Raw genomic sequence first — 17871 nt, forward strand, 5'->3', positions numbered from 1 at the left:
CCTCTACCGTAGCGGGCCGGGCGGCTGAGAGCGCGGCCACGGGGCGGGTGAGCCGTCAGACCCGGCTGCTGCGCACGAACGTCCACGCGAAGGAGAGGTACGGCAGCTCGAACGGCTCGTCCTCGGGGAAGCCGAGCTCCTCGACGAGGTAGTCGAGCGTCTGCTCCTCGATGCGCCGGCGCTGCTCGGGCGGCGCGGTGCGATAGCTGGAGCGGGTCTTCGCGAGCTCCACGGCCTGCGCCGGCGTGAGCGGCTGGCTGAAGCGCTCCACGACGAGCTCCGGGCTCCGCCACCGCCCGCCGGGCCGCGGAGGCCGCTCCGGCGCGTAGAAGATGTCCCCGGAGCGCATGATCCTCGAGAGCCGCTTCACCCAGGGGACCTCCACGTCCAGCTGGTTCCACACGAGCGCGAGCCGCCCCTTCGGGCGCACGAGCCGCGCGGCCTCCCGTCCCGCCGCGTCCGGATCCGCCCAGTGCCAGGCCTGGGCGTAGGTCACGAGCTCGAAGGCCTGGCTCTCCAGCCCGGTCTCCTCCCCGGCGCCCAGCACGGCGTCCAGCCCCCGCTCCCGCGCGCGCGAGAGCATGTCCTCCGAGACGTCGACGGCGACGACGGCGGCCTCGCGCCCCTGCCCGGCCGCGGCCGCGGCGAGCTGCTCCGTGAAGATCCCTGTCCCCGCGCCGATGTCCGCGATGCGGAGGGGCTCACCGGAGAACAGGCCCTCTAGGCAGGCGTCCGCGATCGCGCGCGGGTAGCCCGGCCGGACGCCGTCGTACTCCTCCGCCCCGGCGCCGAACGCCGCGGCGAGCGCCCGTCGCCGCTCGGCGGAGACGCGGGGGCCGTGGTGCATCAGAGACCGGAGCTGACCGCGCTGCTGCCCGGGGTGCCGGGGCCTTCGGAGGCGCCTGAGCCCTCGGAGGCGCCCGTCTCGGGCGGCAGGGCGGGGGAGAGCGGCTCGCGGTCGGACTCGTCCACGGGCCAGAGGCGCTTGAGGACGTCCTCGTGGAGGCGGCCGTTCGTGGCGAGGGCGTTGCCGCCGAACGGGCCGTCGTTGCCCTCGAGGTCCGTGAAGCGGCCGCCCGCCTCGGTCACGATCGGCGCGAGCGCGGCCATGTCGTGGAGGTTGAGCTCGGGCTCGGCGGCGATGTCCACGGCGCCCTCGGCCACGAGGCAGTAGGACCAGAAGTCGCCGTAGGCGCGGGTGCGCCAGCAAGCACGCGTGAGGTCGAGGAACTCGTCCAGGGTGCCGCGCTCCTCCCAGCCGTGGAGGCTCGAGTAGGAGAACGAGGCGTCCTCGACGCGTCCCACCTCGGAGACGTGGATCCGCCGGGCGGACGTGAGCGAGCGGCCGGTGTACGCGCCGCCGCCGAGGGAGGCCCACCATCGGCGGCCGAGCGCCGGCGCCGAGACGAGGCCCACCACGGGAACCCCCTCGTCCACGAGGCCGATGAGCGTGGCCCAGACCGGGGTGCCGCGGACGAAGTTCGCCGTGCCGTCGATCGGGTCCACGATCCACTGCCGGGCGCCCTGTCCGGTCTCCCCGAACTCCTCGCCGAGCACGCTGTCCCGGGCGCGGGCCCGGCCGAGCTGGGCGCGGATGGCCTCCTCGGCGCCCTTGTCCGCATCCGTGACGTGCGTGGTGTCCGGCTTGGTCTCCACCACGAGGTCCTGGGCCCGGAAGCGCTCCATCGTGAGCGCGTCCACAGAGTCCGCAAGGACATGGGCCAGGCGCAGGTCGTCCGTGTAGTCGCTGGGACGGCGGCTGCCGTCGGCGGGCGTCTGGCTCATGGGTACCCTTTCGTCCTCGGCGGCCCCTGGACCGCCGCTGCTGTGGAGGCTCTCCCTCCGAGCCTACTGGCCGAGCACCTTCTCCTGGGGACCGTCCTCCGACTCGACCCGGAGGAGGCGGCGCAGCGAGGCGAGGCGCTCGGCGCCGGCGGGACCCGCGTGGCCCTCCGCCACCCACGCGTCCAGCGCGCAGCCGGGGTCCTGCGGGGAGTGCCCGCACCCCTTCTCGCAGTCCGCGGCCGCGGGAGCGAGGTCCTCGAACGCCGCGACTACCTGCTCCGGGTCCACGTGGGCCAGGCCGAAGGAGCGCACGCCCGGCGTGTCGATGATCCAGGTGCCCCGCTCCGAGTCAGGCACCCTCAGCATGAGGGCGGAGGAGGACGTGTGGCGGCCCCGGCCGGTGACCGCGTTGACGCCGCCCGTGGCCCGGTCCGCCCCCGTCAGGGCGTTGACGAGCGTGGACTTGCCCACGCCCGAGGGGCCCAGGAGAACCGTCACCTTGCCCTGGCACGCCTCGCGGACCTGCTCCAGGGCGCTTGCAGAGACCTCGGCGCTGCCGCGCGGCGCGTCCTCGTCCGCCGAGTGCGGCGCCGCATCGCCGTCCGAGGCCACGGTGCGGGAGCAGAGGACGCGGAGGTCGAGGCCCTCGTAGGCCGCGAGCAGCTCTGCTGGCTCCTTGAGGTCCGTCTTCGTGATGCAGAGGACCGGCTCGATCCCCGCGTCGAAGGCGGCGACGACGGCCCGGTCCACGAATCCCGTCCGCGGCTCGGGGTTGGCCGCCGCCACGACGATGAGCAGCTGGTCCGCGTTTGCCACGACAGGCCGCTCCACCGGATCCGTGTCATCGGCGCTGCGCCGCAGGAAGGAGGAGCGCTCCTCGATGCGGACGAGCCGGGCGAGCGTGTCCTTGGCCCCCGAGACGTCCCCGACGAGCCCCACGACGTCCCCGGGGACCACGGGCTGCCGCCGCAGCTCCTTGGCCCGGGCGGCGACGACGAGCCGCTCCTCGGGCGTGTCCTCCCCGACGACGGCGCGGTACCGCCCGCGGTCAACGGTGACGACGCGGCCGGGGACGGAGTCCTCGTGCTTCGGGCGGTCCTTGGTGCGGGGGCGGGAGCCCTTCTTGTTGGCGCGGACCCTGACCCTCGACTCGTCCCAGTCCGCGGCGTTGATGCGGCGGCTCATCGGGCGGTCTTCACGAGGGCGTCCCAGGCGGCGGGGAAGTCCGGCATCGTCTTGGCGGTCACGCCGATGGCCTCCACGCGGGTCCCGGGGGCTTTCAGGCCCCATACGGCCGCGGCGGTGGCCATGCGGTGGTCGTGGTAGGAGCGGTGGTCGGCGGCCTGCGGCGAGGCGGTCCCGCGGAGGACGAGGCCGTCCTCCGTCTCCTCGGCCTCGGCCCCGAGCAGGCGGATCTCCGCGGCGAGGGCCGCGATCCGGTCGGTCTCGTGCCCGCGCAGATGCGCGATCCCGGTGAGCCGGGACTCGCCCTCGGCCAGGGCGAGCATCGCGGCGAGGACGGGCGCGAGCTCGGCGGCGTCGTCGACCTCCGCGGGGAGCACGCGCTCGCCTCCCGTGACGGTGAGGGTGCCGGTGAGGGACTCGGCGTCCGGTCCGTCCGCCTCGAGGGAGACGCTCGCGCCGAGCTGGGGGAGGATCTGCCGCCAGCGGTCGCCGATCTGGGTGGTCGAGAGCGGCCAGTTCGGCACGCGCACCGTCCCGCCGGTCACGACGGCGGCCGCGAGGAACGGGCCCGCGTTCGAGAGGTCCGGCTCGATGGCGACCGTCTCCGGCATGCGCAGGGGCGGCGTGACGAGCCACTCGTCCGGGGCGGTCTCCTCGACGGCGGCGCCGAACTCGCGGAGGGTCTGGACGGTCATCTCGACGTGGAGGCGGCTCGGGATCCGGGCGCCCCTGTGACGGATCCGCGCGGGACGGGACTGGGCGCAGACGCCGAGGAGCAGGGCCGAGAGGAACTGGCTGCTCGAGCTCGCGTCCACCTCGAAGGAGAGCTCTCCGGACGGGGTCCCGATGCCCGTGACGCGGAGGGGGAGGTGGGTTGCGTCGTCGTCCTCTCCGAGAGGGTCCACGCGGACGCCGGCGGAGCGGAGGGCGGCGACGAGGGGGCCCATGGGACGCTGCGTGGCGCTCGAATGGGCGGTGAAGTCAGTGGTGCCGGGCAGCAGGGCCGCGACGACGGGAACGAACCGCATGACGGTCCCGGCCTGGTTCACGTCGATGACCCGGTGCGCAGCCGGCGCGGGCCCGAGCCCCACGGGGGTGACCCGGAGGGCGTCTCCGCCCTCCGGCCCCGTGGTCTGCTCGAAGCCCGCGCCCAGCTGCTCGAGCGCATGCCGCATGGCGAGGGAGTCGTCCGACTCGAGGGCGCCGGTCACGGTCACGGGCCGGTCGCCCAGAGCGGCGAGGAGCAGCACGCGGTTCGTCAGGGATTTCGATCCCGGCAGGGACACGGTCCCCTCGACGGGCCGCGAGGCGCTCGGCGCCTCCCAGAGCGGCATGCGCTCGCGGGTCATGCGTTGTGGACGGCCTTCTGCGCCTTGTGGACGGCGTTGTGCGCGCCCTTGGCGACATTGAGGTTGGCCTGGGCGAGCGAGTTCTGGGCGCCGAGCGCCTTGAACTTCATGTCCTGGCCCATGTAGTAGGCCTGGCGCTTGGCCTGCTCGCCGAGGTGCTCGGCGCGCCAGGCGATGCCCGGCTGGCCGTTGGTGTCCGCGGTGGCGAGCATGACGGCGCCGAGGAGGGACAGGTTCTTCAGGAGAGCCTGCATGCGCGTGGCCTTCTCCTCCTTGGTGGAGCCCTTGCCGGCCTCCTTCATCTCCACGAAGGTGTTGACGGCCTGCGTGGTGACGAGGACGCCCGAGGCGAGGCGCGGCAGCTTGCCGGCGGCGAGCAGCACGCCCGCGCCGACCTGCGCGCCGCCGAGGACGCGGGCCACGAGGAGGTTGTTGCGGGCCACGGACTTGGCCTGCGGGGGAGCGACCTTCTCCACCTTGGCGAGAGCCGGGGCGATGTGCCGTGCCGTCTCGTCAGCGTGGCGCAGGCGGTTCACGCCCGAGGCGACGAGGCTCGCTGCGAGAAGGGGACGGGCAACGGAACGAACTGCATTCATGGGGAGGATCTCCATCCATCGAGGCAATATCTGTCCGGCGGGAGCCTCCGGGGAGGCCTGTCCGCCGCTCTGTTGTAACACCCCTGCGCCGGCCCGCCGGAATACCCCGCCGAGCCCGCGCGTTGGGAACTACATGCCCACTACGTTAGCGGAACACGCCGCGTCCGTAACATGGGAGGGGATGACACCCTCGCCCCAGCCTGAGACCACCGCGCGCGACGAGCAGCCGGACCGCGCGTCCGAGACCGAGTCCGAGCGGCGGGCGCGCTTCGAGCGCGACGCCCTCGAGTACATCGACCAGCTCTACTCCGCCGCCCTGCGGATGACGCGCAATCCCTCTGACGCGGAGGACCTGGTCCAAGAGGCGTTCGCGAAGGCCTATTCGGCCTTCCACCAGTACAAGCCCGGCACGAACCTCAAGGCCTGGCTCTACCGGATCCTCACCAACACGTACATCAACATCTACCGGAAGAAGCAGCGCGAGCCCCGCCAGACGAGCGGGGACGAGCTGCAGGACTGGCAGGTGGCGGCGGCCGCCGAGCACACCCCGGGCGGCCTCAAGTCCGCCGAGGCGGAGGCCCTGGACCGCCTGCCGGACAGCAACGTCAAGGAGGCGCTCGCCCGCCTCGGCGAGGACTTCCGCATGGCCGTGTACTTCGTAGACGTGGAGGGCTACGCCTACAAGGAGGCCGCGGAGATCCTCGACGTGCCGATCGGCACCGTCATGTCCCGCCTCCACCGCGGCCGCAAGATGCTGCGGGACTCCCTGATGGACTACGCCGCCGAGCGCGGCATCCGCAAGGCGATGAAGAAGTGAGCGGCCCGCGTCCCCGCACCGGCCACGAGACCTCCGAGGAGAACCGACCCATGAGTGACTGCGAGAAGCTCGGCGACTGCGACGAATCCCGTCTGCAGCGCATCTACGAGTATCTCGACGGCGAGCTGCCCGCCTCCGACCTCGAGGCGGTCAGGGCCCACCTCGAGAGCTGTCCGGAGTGCGCGTCCCAGCACGACCTGGAGTGCGTCATCCGCTCCGTCGTCAAGCGCTCCTGCGGCGAGCACGCGCCCTCGACCCTGAGGGACCGCATCCTCGCCCGCCTCGGCGCCGCCGAGCACCACGAGTAGCGCAGAGCCGGCTCCGCCAGGACGGCTGACAGAGCCGGCGGAGAGCGGCGGCGGAGAGAGCGCAGGCCTCAGGACATGCGAGAGGGCCCCGCGGCGTGTGCCGCGGGGCCCTCTCGCATCTCGGGCCGTGCCGGCCGCCGGGACGGCGACGGCGCTCCCGACCAGGCTCAGAGCCTGGGGCTGAAGCCGTGGCTAAGCGTTGGGACGCTTGCCGTGGTTGGCTCCGCCGCGCTTGCGATCGCGGCGCTTGCGTGCTCGCTTCGACATAGCTGCCTCCTCTAAGGCTCGGACATTCGGACTGTCTGCCATTCTCCCACACGCCGGGGACCCGGCCTAATGGCGCTCCGGCAGGGGAGCGGCGCCCGGTCAGTCGGCCTGGGGCAGCCCCAGCCACTGGTACCAGCCGCGGTGCAGGACGAGCCAGGCCACGAGCCCGTAGGCCGTCTGGCCGAGGCGTCCGCCGTTGGCGTCCAGGTCCTTGCGGAAGTTCTCGTGGCCCACGAGCGGGTTGAACGCGTCCACGTAGACGTGGTTCCTGCGCGTGGTCACGTCCGCGTAGGCGGTGTTGAGCTCGCCGAGCGCCGCGTTGCGCTCCTCGTCCGAGGAGGGCGTGGGCCCCACCACGAAGACGCGGATGTTGTTCTGGCTCGCCGAGTCCAGGATGTTCGCGAGATTGAGGCGGGAGCGGGCCGTGGACTGCGTCTGGTCCAGGTCCCGGTCATTGAGGGAGACGACGAGGCGGTTGTCGGTGTCCGAGCCGCCGAAGCGGCGCCGGGCCTCCTCGAACCACCGGATCGAGAGCTGCTCGACCGTCTCGCCGGGCGCGGGCAGGGCGAAGGCCTCGACGCGAGCGTCCTCGGCCGACGTGCGGGCGAGAACGCGGCCGAACCAGCCGAGGGCGCGGGGGTCTCCAATGCCTGCGAGGCGCTCATCGCCGACGGCGACGATCCGGATCGTCCGATGTTCCACTCAATTCACCTTGTTTCTCTGTGCGTCCGACTGCGGCCGGCGGCCGGGGATGCCGACTGCGCCGTCAACGAAAAGGGGGCAGGCAGCATGCTGCCTGCCCCCATCGTATCTAGGCCCCCGGGAAAGCCTCGCCCACGAGCGTGTCCTGCTCGTTCGTGTGTCGCTTGACCGTGCCGGCCGCCGTGGAGGCGGAGGCCGGGCGGGCGACGATTCCCACCGGGCGGTCCAGCGCCGGGACCAGGTTCATGGACATGAACGGCCACGGGCCCTGGTTCATCGGCTCGTCCTGGACCCACACGACGTCCTCGGCGTTGCCGTACTTGGCGATCTCGGCCTTGATGCCCTCGATCGGCAGCGGGTAGAGCTGCTCGACGCGCACGATGGCGACCGACTCGTCCTTGCTCTTCTGGCGCTTGGCCTCGAGGTCGTAGTACAGGCGGCCCGAGACGAGGAGCACGCGCTTGACCTTGGAGGCCTCGGCCGTGGTGTCCCCGATGACCGGCTGGAACGACCCCTCGGTCAGCGCCTCCACCGGCGTGGCCGCCGCCTTGAGGCGGAGCAGCTGCTTCGGTGTGAAGATGACGAGCGGCTTGACCGCCTTGCCGAGCGCCTGGCGGCGCAGGAGGTGGAAGTGGTTGGCGCCCGTGGACGGGTTGGCGATGACCATGTTGTTCTCCGCCGCGAGCTGCAGGAAGCGCTCGATGCGGGCGGAGGAGTGGTCCGGACCCTGGCCCTCGTAGCCGTGCGGCAGCATGAGGACCACCTTGGAGCGCATGCCCCACTTCTGCTCCGAGGAGGAGAGGTACTCGTCGATGATCATCTGGGCGCCGTTGACGAAGTCGCCGAACTGCGCCTCCCAGACCACGAGGTCCTCCGGAGCCTGCACGGAGTAGCCGAACTCGAAGCCGAGGGCGGCGTACTCGGAGAGCAGCGAGTCGTAGATCTCGAAGTCCGCGGCGTCCGCCGTGACCTTCTCGATCGGGTACCACTCGTTGCCGTTGGCGCGGTCGTGGATGACGGCGTGGCGCTGCACGAACGTGCCGCGGCGGGAGTCCTGGCCCGCCACGCGGACGCGGACGCCCTGCATGGTGAGCGAGGCGAAGGCCGCGATCTCCGCGAAGCCCCAGTCGATGCCGCCCTCGCGCGACATCTGGGCGCGCTTCTCGAGCATCTGCTTGATCTTGTTGTGGACCGTGAAGCCCTCGGGGAAGTCCACGTGGGCCTCGCCGATCTGGGCCAGGGTGTCCTTGGAGATCGCCGTCGAGACCTGCTCGATCGCGTCGTCGTTCGAGGGCTCGGCCTGCTTGACCGCGGGGAGGGCCTCGGTCTGGGCGGCGTGGGTCTCCGCGAAGACCTTCTCGAGGCGCGCCTGGTAGTCCTTGAGCGCCTGCTCGGCCTCTTCCTGCGAGATGTCGCCGCGGCCGATGAGGGCCTCCGTGTACAGCTTGCGGACGGAGCGCTTGGCCTCGATGAGGCTGTACATGAGCGGCTGGGTCATCGAGGGGTCGTCGCCCTCGTTGTGGCCCCGGCGGCGGTAGCAGATGAGGTCGATGACCACGTCCTTGTTGAACTTCTGCCGGTACCGGAACGCGAGCTCGGCCACGCGAACCACGGCCTCCGGGTCGTCCCCGTTGACGTGGAAGATCGGCGCCTGCACCGTCTTGGCCACATCCGTGGCGTAGACCGAGGAGCGGGAGTTGCTCGGCGCCGTCGTGAAGCCGATCTGGTTGTTGACCACGACGTGGACGGTGCCGCCGGTCTTGTAGCCCTTGAGCTGCGAGAGCTGCATGGTCTCCATGACCACGCCCTGGCCCGCGAAGGCCGCGTCGCCGTGGACGAGGATCGGCAGGACCGGGTAGGTGTTCTCCGGCGCGCCGAGCTGGTCCAGCTTGGCGCGGGTGATGCCCTCGAGCACCGGGTTGACCACCTCGAGGTGGGACGGGTTGGCCGCGAGGTAGATCTTCGTCTCGTTGCCGGCGTCCGAGGTGTAGGTGCCGGAGGAGCCGAGGTGGTACTTCACGTCGCCCGAGCCCTGGACCGTGTTCGGGTCCGTGCGGCCCTCGAACTCGCGGAAGACCTGCGCGTAGGTCTTGCCCGCGATGTTGGTGAGGACGTTGAGGCGGCCGCGGTGGGCCATGCCGATGGCGACCTCCTCCATGCTGTCGTCCGCCGCCTGGGACGCGAGGGAGTCGAGCAGCGGGATGAGGGACTCGCCGCCCTCGAGGGAGAAGCGCTTCTGCCCCACGAACTTCGTCTGGAGGAAGGTCTCGAACGCCTCGGCGGCGTTGAGCTTCGTGAGGATGCGCATCTGCTCCTCGCGGCTCGGCTTCGAGTACGGGTGCTCCAGCTCGTCCTGGAACCACTGGCGCTGCTCCGGGTCCTGGAGGTGCATGTACTCGATGCCGGTCGTGCGGCAGTAGGCGTCCCGGAGGACGCCGAGGATGGTGCGCATCGGCAGCATCGGCTTGCCGCCGAAGCCGCCCGTGGGCCACTCGCGGTCCAGGTCCCAGAGGGTCAGGCCGTGGGTCTGGATGTCCAGGTCCGAGTGGCGGCGCTGGACGTACTCGAGCGGGTTCGTGTCCGCCATGAGGTGGCCCCGCACGCGGTAGGCGTGGATGAGCTGCTGGATGCGGGCGACCTTGTTGATCTCGTCGTCCGGATCCACCTGGATGTCAGCGGACCAGCGGACCGGCTCGTACGGGATGCGGAGCGCCTCGAAGATCTCGTCGTAGAAGCCCTGCTCGCCGAGGAGGAGGCCGTGGACGATCTTGAGGAACTCGCCGGAGCCGGCGCCCTGGATGACGCGGTGGTCGTACGTCGAGGTGAGCGTGATGACCTTGGAGATCGCGAGACGGGCGAGCGTCTTCGGGGACGCGCCCTGGTACTCCGCCGGGTACTCGAGGGCGCCGGCGCCGATGATGGCGGCCTGGCCCTTCGAGAGGCGGGGGACCGAGTGCACGGTGCCGATGCCGCCCGGGTTGGTCAGGGAGATCGTGGTGCCCGCGTAGTCGTCTGCGCCGAGCTTGCCGTCCCGGGCGCGCTTGACCAGCTCGTCGTACGCGTGCCAGAACTCCGAGAAGTTGAGCGTCTCGGCCTTCTTGATGTTCGGGACCACGAGGAGGCGGCTGCCGTCCGGCTTCGGCATGTCGATCGCGAGGCCGAAGTTGACGTGGGCCGGCTGGACGGCGGAGGGCTTGCCGTCCTTGACCTCGTAGGAGACGTTCATCGACGGCATCTGCTTGACGGCCTTGACGATCGCGTAGCCGAGCAGGTGTGTGAAGGAGACCTTGCCGCCGCGGGCCCGGGCGAGGTGGTTGTTGATGACCACGCGGTTGTCGATGAGGAGCTTGGCTGGGACCGCGCGCACCGTGGTCGCCGTCGGAACCGTGAGCGAGGCGTCCATGTTCGTGGCGATGGCCTTGGCCGGCCCGCGCAGAGGGGTGACCTTGTCCTCTTCCGTGGACTCGGCCTTCTCCGACTTCTGCAGCTGCGCCGGGATGGGCTTGGGCGCTTCTGCCGGGCGGGAGGACTTGGTGGGCTCCGCGGGGGCGACGGCGGGGGCGTCTCCCGCGACGTCGGACTGGGAGCTGTGGGCCGAGGAGTCCGCCTCGGAGGCCTTCTGCCGGTTGGCCTCATCCTTCTGCGCGTCCGCGGCCTTGGCGCCCTCGGCCTTGTGCGACTTCGCCTCGCCGGAGGCCGCGCTCTTCTGCTCAGCGGGAGCCGGGGCCTTCGCCTGCGGCGAGGACGCCGCCTTCTGCGCAGCGCTGGACTCCGAGGAGTTGGAGCCCATCGACTCGAAGATCGACCACCACTTCTTGTCGACCGAGTTCTTGTCCTTCAGGTACTGCTCGTACAGCTCGTCGACGAGCCACTCATTTCCGCCAAAGTCGTCTGGCAAGCGGTGGCCTTCATTCGTGGGCACTGTGTCTTCGCCTCTCCCGTTGTGGTGTCGCTCTGCAACTCGGGCGCCGCCCGCACCCTCGCGGGGCGCCGCTTCCGAACAGTCTAGTGAGTTCCGGCGGGAAGTGGCGACCGTTCAGCCCAGGGAGATTCAGCCTGTGTTCCGCCTTCGGCGGAGAGGGACGGGTGCCGACGGCGGGAATTCCCTATACTGGCGGAACTATGGATGACCCTCCGCGAGTCTCTTTGTCTGTTCCCTCACATTCCCCCGCCGCTTCCGGCCCCGCCGCCCCGCGTCGCACCGACGCAGCGGCCCCCTGTGCGACCCCGTCTGAGGTGAGGTCCGCGTGAACGAGTGGGTCATGATCGGGATCGGACTGGTCCTCGTCATCGGGACCGGGTTCTTCGTGGCCGTGGAGTTCGCGCTCGTCGCCATCGACCAGTCGAGCGTCCAGCGGGCCATCGACGACGGCGACGAGGGCGCCAAGCCGCTCATGCGCTGCCTGAAGACCCTCTCCACGCAGCTGTCCGGGTGCCAGCTCGGCATCACCCTGACCACGCTGCTCACGGGCTACTTCTTCGAGCCGGGCATGTCCGTGCTCATCGGGAAGGCCATGGGGGGCCTGCCGCTCAGCGCCGGTCTCGAGCGGACGCTCAGCTTCATCGTCTCGATGGTGCTCGCCACGTTCGTGTCCATGATCCTCGGCGAGCTCGTGCCCAAGAACCTGTCCATCTCGAAGTCCTTCGAGATCGGCCGCCGCCTCGCGCCGGCACAGCTCGCCTTCACCGCCGTCTTCCGCCCCCTCATCGCCCTCATGAACGGCTCCGCGAACCGCGTGCTCAAGAGCATGGGCCTCGAGGCCAAGGAGGAGCTCTCGAGCGCGCGCACGCCGCAGGAGCTCCAGTCGATGGTCCGCCACTCGGCCGAGGCGGGGACGCTCGACGAGGAGACGGCGACCTTCCTCTCCCGCACGCTCGCCTTCTCGGACCGCGTGGCCGCGGACGTCATGACGCCCCGCGTCCGGCTCGAGACCATCGGCCACGACGACTCGGTGGCCGACGTCATCGCCACGGCGAGGCGCACGGGCTACTCGCGGTTCCCGATCATCGGCGAGTCCACGGACGAGGTCCTCGGGGTGGTGCACGTCAAGAAGGCCGTCCAGGTCCCGCGTGAGCGCCGGGCCGAGGTCTCGGCGATGGCGATCCGCCAGGAGATCGTCGTCGTCCCCGAGACGGTGGAGCTCGACGAGCTCCTCACGCAGCTGCGCGAGTCCAACCTCCAGTTCGCGCTCGTCCAGGACGAGTACGGCGGCACGGCCGGCGCGCTCACCCTCGAGGACCTCGTGGAGGAGATCGTCGGCGAGGTGGCGGACGAGCACGACCGCATCAAGCCGGGCGTGCTCCAGTCCGTCCGGGGCGACTGGTACTTCCCGGGCCTCATGCGCCCGGACGAGATCTCCGCGCAGGTGCCCGTGCTGGACATCCCCGTGGGGGCCTCCTATGAGACCGTGGGCGGCTTCGTCATGAAGGAGCTCGGCCGCGTGCCCGTGCGGGGCGACGCCGTGGAGCTCGAGGAGGGCGTTCTCACGGTGGAGCGGATGGACGGCCGGCGTGTGGACCGGGTGAGGTTCCACGAGGTCGAGCGCGTCTCGGCCGAGGACGAGGAGGCGCGAGCATGAGCAACCTGATCGGCATCATCCTGCTCGTCCTGCTTCTGGCGGGCAACGCCTTCTTCGTCGCGAGCGAGTTCGCGCTCATGAGCGCCCGGCGCTCGCAGATCGAGCCGCTCGCTGACGAGGGGAACCCGCGGGCCCGCACCACGCTGCTGGCCATGGAGAACGTCTCCCTCATGCTCGCGTGCGCGCAGCTCGGCATCACCGTCTGCTCGCTGCTCATCCTGCTCGTCGCCGAGCCGGCCATCCACCACATCCTCGAGGCGCCGATGCACTGGGCGCACGTGCCGGAGGAGTTCTCGAGCGGCATCGCGCTCGTGCTCGCGGTCTTCCTCGTGACCCTGCTGCACGTCATCGCCGGGGAGATGGTGCCGAAGAACCTCGCCGTCGCCATCGCCGACCGCGCGGTGCTCTTCCTCGCGCCCGCGCTCGTCAGCATGTCCCGCGCGCTCAAGCCGATCATCTGGCTGCTCAACGCGACGGCGAACGGCGTGGTGCGCCTGCTCGGGACCGAGCCGAAGGACGAGGTGGCCTCGACCTTCACCAAGGACGAGCTCGCGAACATCGTGGAGGAGAGCCGCAAGGGCGGCCTCGTCGAGGACGACGCGGGCGTCATCTCCTCGGCGCTCGAGTTCTCGGCGCTGCGGGCCTCGGACGTCATGGTCCCGCTCGAGGACCTGAGGACCGTGCCCGCGGACTGCACGCCGCACGAGTTCGAGGCCGCCGTGCGGGAGACCGGCTTCTCCCGTTTCGCGGTCACGGAGGACGGGGAGCTCACCGGCTACCTGCACCTCAAGGACATCATGGGCATCAGCGAGCTCCACTACGACCACTCGATCTCGGAGAACCGCATCCGGACGCTCGCGAACGTCTCGCTCGAGGACGAGATCGAGGAGGCCCTCAGCCGCATGCAGAAGACCGGGGCGCACATGGCGCGCGTGCTCACGGACGAGCGCGAGACCGTGGGCGTGGTCTTCCTCGAGGACGTCATCGAGGAGCTCGTCGGCGAGATCCGCGACGCCACGCAGTCCGGCGTCCGCCCCTCGCGCCAGGGCTAGCCGGCGCGCGGCCGTCCCGCCGGGCCGGGGCTGACCGCCCCGGCCGCGTCAGCTCAGCCGCGCCGGCGGATGAGGTAGACGGCCGCCCCGAGGGCGACGACGGCGGCCGCCGTCAGGCCTGCGGGCGCCCAGGAGCGCAGCGCGTCCGAGGACTGAGTGGAGTGCGCCCCCGTATCGGCGCCGTTCACGCCGTACGAGGGATCGGACGAGGGCTCCGCGGCTGGCTGAGAGGCGGCCGGCGCGGGAGCCGGTGCCGCAGAGGTGCTCGGTGCCGCAGGGGTGCTCGGTGCGGGTGCCGGGGGAACGGGGGACGCCGGGGCAGACGAGCTCGGCGCCGTCGTCGGCGTCTGGCTCGGGGCAGCGGTCGGCGCGGTCGTCGGAGCGGCGGTCTCGGTCGGGGCTGTTGTCGGCGAGGTGGTCGGAGCGGCCGTGGGAGGGGCGCTCTGCGTCGGCGAGGCGGTGGCGGTGGGGTCCGGTGCCGGCACGGGATCCCCGAGGATCACCTGATAGATCGGCCCGCTGTTGGTGTTGTACTTGACGGGGTCGCAGCCCGGGATCTGCTCGGTGCGGAAGCTGATGTTGAGCGACGCCCAGGCGGAGGGACTCTGCGTGACGGGGATGGTGATCTCAGTCTGCGTGCTCTGAACGGCGCTGGCGTCGAGGAGCGTCGGGGTCTCCGAGGTGATGCGGACGCACTCAGGATCGAAGGTGTCGTAGCGTCCGGCGGTGAGCTGAGACACGGGGACCGTGGCCACAGCCTGCCCGGGCGTCCCTGTGTACTGAGGGCGGAGCACAATGACGTCGGAGGGCGGACTGTCGAGGTTCACGTAGCGGACGTTGACGACGGCGACGTTCGTGGCGTAGTTGACCGAGGCGTTGTTCGACTGCACGATCTGGTTGATGTCCGGGTAGTCGAGGAGCTCCTGAACCGAGTGGAACTCCAGGTACATGCCCGGGGCGGAGACGCTGACCGAGCCCAGATCCCCCTCTTGGATGGTGACGCCGGCGGAGGAGCCCATGATGTTGTCCAGGTTGAAGGCCTGGGAGATGTCGCCGGTGTACCAGGACAGAGGCCGGTGGGGCGTGCCCGTGGAGCCGGAGGAGGCCGTGGTGGGGTTCGCGCCGGCGAGGGTGGCGGTGACCGGAGCCGCCACGGCTGCGGCGAGGAGTCCTGCGGCCAGGATGCGCTTCTTGCTGTTCATGGTGTTTCCCTGCTTTCTGGAGAGGGGAGGCAGAGCTCCAGGGTGGTCTCGGGGTGGATCTCGCACATGTACTCGAGGTAGCCGCGGACGGCGTTGTCCGCCTCGACGGCGTGATGGCGGCCGAAAGGAGGCTCGGCCCGCCACAGGTCCTTGTCGAAGAGCGCCCGCGAGGCGATGTCAAGGGGTCGCAGCGAGTCGTGGAAGACGGTGCAGGCGCGGAAGTCCTCGTAGGAGTCCATGAGCGTGGTGAACGCCATCCTGAGGTCGCTCGAGGCCGAGATGCCCTCGTCCCGGAGAACCAGGGGCGTGACCCACATGTCCGTCATCCAGGTCCGGCCCACGCTGCTCGTCTCGAGAACGGGCTGGGCGGCTTCGCAGGCGGCATAGACGCGGTCGAAGATCTCCGGCGCCGGGTCCTGGATCAGCCACTGCGCCCCGGGCGCGTTCCCCGCCGCCCGGTAGACGGAGAGCTCAGGAACCCTGCACGCCGTGGCCAGGTCCGAGAGGAGCTGCTGCTCGCCCATGAGGATGAAGGGCCTCAGGGAGGCATAGGACTCGGTCGGCGAGCCGAGCCAGCTCTCCGGTCCCAGCCGCTCCGCGCTGAAGCCGATCGGGCCGGTGAAGAGGAGGTCCGAGTCGCAGTAGTAGTAGACGCCGCGCTGCCGGGAGGGGTCTTCGCGGAGCCAGCGGGCGATGAGATACGGCCGGATGCTCGTGGGGTAGCGGGTGAGCGGGCGGTCGTCGTCGTACACCGTGAGCGAGAGGCCGAGGCGCTCGGCGAGCGCCCGGCACTCGGCCGCGTCCTCGGCGGCGGAGCGGGCGTCGGTGTAGGCGATCCAGCAGATCTCCTCGGCCACAGCGTGCTGGGACGCGCTGCGGGCGAGGATCTCGATCTCCCAGCGGTAGCCGGCGAGCGCGGGGCTGACGACGAGGATCTTCACGCGCGTCCTTCGTCCGGGGCGGGCGAGGAGGCCTGCGCGGCCTCGAGGCGGGCGCACATCGCGAGGAAGCGCTCGCGGTGGGCGCTCGGGACGCGGGAGGCGACGGCGGCGGTCAGGTCCCGCTCGAGGGGCGCCTGGCCGGCGACGGCGATGCTCCAGCGCTCGGCGGTCTTGCGGTCCAGCCCCTGCTCGGCGAAGACGCGGGCGGCGGTCTGCGCCTCGGAGGTCTGCGCCTCGGCCGACATGCTCGCCGACTCGGGGTTGACCTCGTAGCTCGTGAGGGCCTCTCCGAGGAGACCGAGCCGCGCTCCGGCGCGGGACATCTCCAGCCAGAGCGCCCAGTCCTCGGCTCCGTCCACGAGGGGGTAGCCCGCGCGGGGCAGGAGGGAGCGGCGGAGGAGGACGGACGGATGGGGGACGGGGTTGTGGAACCAGAGGAGGGCGCCCATGGTGGCGGGGTCGATCTCCGGTGCGGCCCGACCGGGCAGGGCCTGCCCCTCGGGCGTGTGGAAGCGCAGGGCGGTCCCGCAGACGTCGAGCCGGTCCATGTGCTCGAGCTGCGCCGCGAGCCGGTGCGGGGCCATGACGTCTCCCGCATCGAGGCGCGCCGCGAACTCGCTGTCCGAGGCCTCGAGGCCCCGGTTGAGGCTGCCGGCCACGCCGAGGCGGCGCTCGTTCCGCAGCAGGGTCACGCCGGAGGGGGCCTCGACGGGCTCCGCGCTCGCGTCGTCGACGAGCACGGTCTCCACGTCCGCGAGCGTGCTCTCCCGGACGCTCTGGAGGGTGCGCGCAAGGACCTCGCGGGGGCGGTCCCGGACCGGGATGAGAACGGTGATCAGAGGCATGGCATCACGCAGCGATCGCCCGGTACACGCCGAGGTCGGGGCTCTGGGCGCTGAGGCTGAGCTTCGGCGTGCCGTCCGGCGCGAAGACGGTGAACACCTCGGCGTGGCTGCGCCCGAGCCCCCAGCCGACGGCCACGAGCCCGTCCTCGAGCACCCGCGTGCTCCCGCCGAACCGGCTGACGCGCCCCGGAAGCGCGTAGGAGCGGACCTCGGTGCAGCGGCGGTTCTCCTCGTCGAGCGCGACGACGAGTCCGCGGCTCTGCTGCGCCCCGTTGTCGAAGAGGACGAGGGCGCCGTTCTGCACCCTCGCGTCGTGCTGGACGCGGAAGGAGGGAGCGCCGGCGAACTGGTTGCCCTTCCCGCCGAGGACCCAGAGCACCTGGCCGCTCGTCCGCGAGACCTTGATGACGGCGTTCGCGCTGCGGAGGCTGAGGATGAGGCCGCCGTCCTCGTGGAGGGCCAGGGAGTTCAGGTGCCAGGCGTCGTCGGCCCCCTCGATCCGCACGGCCTTCGGCGCGGCGAGTTCCAGGACCTCCGGGTGCTCGGTGCCGAGCCACTCGAAGACCACCCTCCCGTCCTTGACCTCCTGCACATACGGCGCCCACACGGGCCGTCCCCGCACACTGGTCTTGACGTAGTCCTGGAGGATCCAGTGCGAGCGGCTGAGCAGGACGATGTCATGCATCTCCGCGAGGAGCGACGGCCCGGGATGCCTCTGCGTGGGCGTCCGCCGGATCGTCGCGATCTCCTGGAGGCGCCCGTCGGCGAGGACGAACTCGCCGCGGCGGAAGGACTGGGGGTTGGGCGAGCCGTCGTCCACCTGGCGGAAGTACGTGCAGAGCCGCTGGCCGCCGATGTCCCAGGGCAGGAGGTTGGAGAGCTCAGCCGCGGCGCTCGCGGTGTGCGCCACGCGCGAGCCCGCACCGGTGAAGACGGCCGCGAAGGACGTCCCGGCCGGGCGAGGCGCTCCCGAGGGAGGGGACACCGCCGGCTGGAGCGGATAGAAGGAGGTGTAGACCTTCCGGGAGCCCAGCACGGAGACGTCGCCCGTGGCCTTCAGCGAGGGGAGGGGGCTGGCGGGACGCGCGGCCGGGGAACTCGACGCCCCGCTGCGGCCCCGGCTTCCCCCAGCGCACGAGCTCAGTCCGGCCGCCATCGAGATCGCCGCGCCCGCGCTCGCGGCGCGCAGCGCCGTGCTCAGGGCACTGCGTCGGGAGACGGCGGCCATGCGGCTCCTTCGGGT

General features: G+C 71.3%; 16 protein-coding genes. 4 read left to right on the top strand and 12 right to left on the bottom strand.

Annotated features, from left to right (window positions below; all coding sequences use genetic code 11):
* Positions 1-55 precede the first annotated feature (55 nt).
* From H9I38_RS00085 to H9I38_RS00105, 5 genes are all read right to left on the bottom strand, one after another.
* Complete coding sequence (locus H9I38_RS00085) at positions 56-847, bottom strand: class I SAM-dependent methyltransferase (protein ID WP_226336606.1); 792 nt, start codon at positions 845-847, stop codon at positions 56-58.
* Positions 847-1785 carry a histidinol-phosphatase gene (gene hisN, locus H9I38_RS00090; protein WP_226336607.1) on the bottom strand — a complete coding sequence of 313 codons (939 nt, stop codon included), beginning with the start codon at positions 1783-1785 and terminating at the stop codon, positions 847-849. The genes H9I38_RS00085 and hisN overlap by 1 nt, the downstream gene beginning before the upstream one ends.
* 63 nt (positions 1786-1848) lie before the next feature.
* A complete protein-coding gene (locus H9I38_RS00095; protein ID WP_226336608.1) occupies positions 1849-2970 on the bottom strand; it encodes a ribosome small subunit-dependent GTPase A in 1122 nt (373 codons plus the stop codon).
* Positions 2967-4319, bottom strand: coding sequence for a 3-phosphoshikimate 1-carboxyvinyltransferase (aroA, locus tag H9I38_RS00100; protein WP_226336609.1), 1353 nt, complete (start codon positions 4317-4319; stop codon positions 2967-2969). Before aroA ends, H9I38_RS00095 begins: the two co-directional genes overlap by 4 nt.
* The gene (locus tag H9I38_RS00105) at positions 4316-4915 is read right to left on the bottom strand and encodes a DoxX family protein (RefSeq protein ID WP_226336610.1); all 600 of its coding nucleotides are present in this window, start codon (positions 4913-4915) and stop codon (positions 4316-4318) included. Before H9I38_RS00105 ends, aroA begins: the two co-directional genes overlap by 4 nt.
* 181 nt (positions 4916-5096) lie before the next feature.
* On the opposite strand from H9I38_RS00105, the gene H9I38_RS00110 reads away from it, so the two are divergent.
* Positions 5097-5732 (top strand): sigma-70 family RNA polymerase sigma factor, encoded by a 636-nt coding sequence (locus H9I38_RS00110; protein WP_226336611.1) that lies wholly within the window; start codon positions 5097-5099, stop codon positions 5730-5732.
* A gap of 50 nt (positions 5733-5782) precedes the next feature.
* On the top strand, positions 5783-6040 hold the full coding sequence (gene rsrA / locus H9I38_RS00115) for a mycothiol system anti-sigma-R factor (protein WP_226336612.1): 258 nt from the start codon (positions 5783-5785) through the stop codon (positions 6038-6040).
* A gap of 192 nt (positions 6041-6232) precedes the next feature.
* Here the strand turns inward: rsrA and H9I38_RS11030 are convergent, their stop codons facing one another.
* The 3 genes from H9I38_RS11030 to H9I38_RS00125 all read right to left on the bottom strand — a co-directional run bounded on the left by H9I38_RS11030 (position 6233) and on the right by H9I38_RS00125 (position 10931).
* Entirely contained in the window at positions 6233-6307 is a 75-nt protein-coding gene (locus tag H9I38_RS11030) for a 50S ribosomal protein bL37 (protein WP_104061284.1), read from the bottom strand.
* Positions 6308-6406: 99 nt separating this feature from the next.
* Positions 6407-7009, bottom strand: coding sequence for a GDSL-type esterase/lipase family protein (locus tag H9I38_RS00120; protein WP_226336613.1), 603 nt, complete (start codon positions 7007-7009; stop codon positions 6407-6409).
* Between the two features lie 109 nt (positions 7010-7118).
* The gene (locus tag H9I38_RS00125; RefSeq protein WP_226336614.1) at positions 7119-10931 is read right to left on the bottom strand and encodes a multifunctional oxoglutarate decarboxylase/oxoglutarate dehydrogenase thiamine pyrophosphate-binding subunit/dihydrolipoyllysine-residue succinyltransferase subunit; all 3813 of its coding nucleotides are present in this window, start codon (positions 10929-10931) and stop codon (positions 7119-7121) included.
* Between the two features lie 340 nt (positions 10932-11271).
* Between H9I38_RS00125 and H9I38_RS00130 the strand changes: the two genes are divergently transcribed.
* Both H9I38_RS00130 and H9I38_RS00135 read left to right on the top strand, forming a co-directional pair.
* Complete coding sequence (locus tag H9I38_RS00130; RefSeq protein WP_226337297.1) at positions 11272-12588, top strand: hemolysin family protein; 1317 nt, start codon at positions 11272-11274, stop codon at positions 12586-12588.
* Complete coding sequence (locus H9I38_RS00135) at positions 12585-13640, top strand: hemolysin family protein (RefSeq protein WP_226336615.1); 1056 nt, start codon at positions 12585-12587, stop codon at positions 13638-13640. The genes H9I38_RS00130 and H9I38_RS00135 overlap by 4 nt, the downstream gene beginning before the upstream one ends.
* A gap of 53 nt (positions 13641-13693) precedes the next feature.
* Here the strand turns inward: H9I38_RS00135 and H9I38_RS00140 are convergent, their stop codons facing one another.
* From H9I38_RS00140 to H9I38_RS00155, 4 genes are read right to left on the bottom strand one after another with little or no spacing between them, the layout of a single operon-like run.
* Positions 13694-14842, bottom strand: coding sequence for a hypothetical protein (locus tag H9I38_RS00140; protein ID WP_226336616.1), 1149 nt, complete (start codon positions 14840-14842; stop codon positions 13694-13696).
* On the bottom strand, positions 14839-15783 hold the full coding sequence (locus tag H9I38_RS00145; RefSeq protein WP_226336617.1) for a hypothetical protein: 945 nt from the start codon (positions 15781-15783) through the stop codon (positions 14839-14841). The genes H9I38_RS00140 and H9I38_RS00145 overlap by 4 nt, the downstream gene beginning before the upstream one ends.
* Entirely contained in the window at positions 15780-16628 is an 849-nt protein-coding gene (locus H9I38_RS00150; RefSeq protein WP_226336618.1) for a glycosyltransferase family 2 protein, read from the bottom strand. The genes H9I38_RS00145 and H9I38_RS00150 overlap by 4 nt, the downstream gene beginning before the upstream one ends.
* A 4-nt stretch (positions 16629-16632) precedes the next feature.
* Positions 16633-17856: an arylsulfotransferase family protein gene (locus H9I38_RS00155; protein WP_226336619.1), complete on the bottom strand. Its 1224-nt coding sequence runs from the start codon at positions 17854-17856 to the stop codon at positions 16633-16635.
* Positions 17857-17871: the final 15 nt, after the last annotated feature.

It is taken from the genome of Arthrobacter sp. UM1 (genome assembly GCF_020483305.1).
Classification (GTDB): Bacteria; Actinomycetota; Actinomycetes; order Actinomycetales; family Micrococcaceae; genus Falsarthrobacter.

Bases quoted from the DNA above. Each gene is read 5' to 3' on its own strand.
- H9I38_RS00085 (WP_226336606.1), bottom strand. From the start codon at position 847: ATGCACCACGGCCCCCGCGTCTCCGCCGAGCGGCGACGGGCGCTCGCC.
- hisN (WP_226336607.1), bottom strand. From the start codon at position 1,785: ATGAGCCAGACGCCCGCCGACGGCAGCCGCCGTCCCAGCGACTACACG.
- H9I38_RS00095 (WP_226336608.1), bottom strand. From the start codon at position 2,970: ATGAGCCGCCGCATCAACGCCGCGGACTGGGACGAGTCGAGGGTCAGG.
- aroA (WP_226336609.1), bottom strand. From the start codon at position 4,319: ATGACCCGCGAGCGCATGCCGCTCTGGGAGGCGCCGAGCGCCTCGCGG.
- H9I38_RS00105 (WP_226336610.1), bottom strand. From the start codon at position 4,915: ATGAATGCAGTTCGTTCCGTTGCCCGTCCCCTTCTCGCAGCGAGCCTC.
- H9I38_RS00110 (WP_226336611.1), top strand. From the start codon at position 5,097: ATGACACCCTCGCCCCAGCCTGAGACCACCGCGCGCGACGAGCAGCCG.
- rsrA (WP_226336612.1), top strand. From the start codon at position 5,783: ATGAGTGACTGCGAGAAGCTCGGCGACTGCGACGAATCCCGTCTGCAG.
- H9I38_RS00130 (WP_226337297.1), top strand. From the start codon at position 11,272: ATGATCGGGATCGGACTGGTCCTCGTCATCGGGACCGGGTTCTTCGTG.
- H9I38_RS00135 (WP_226336615.1), top strand. From the start codon at position 12,585: ATGAGCAACCTGATCGGCATCATCCTGCTCGTCCTGCTTCTGGCGGGC.
- H9I38_RS00140 (WP_226336616.1), bottom strand. From the start codon at position 14,842: ATGAACAGCAAGAAGCGCATCCTGGCCGCAGGACTCCTCGCCGCAGCC.
- H9I38_RS00150 (WP_226336618.1), bottom strand. From the start codon at position 16,628: ATGCCTCTGATCACCGTTCTCATCCCGGTCCGGGACCGCCCCCGCGAG.
- H9I38_RS00155 (WP_226336619.1), bottom strand. From the start codon at position 17,856: ATGGCCGCCGTCTCCCGACGCAGTGCCCTGAGCACGGCGCTGCGCGCC.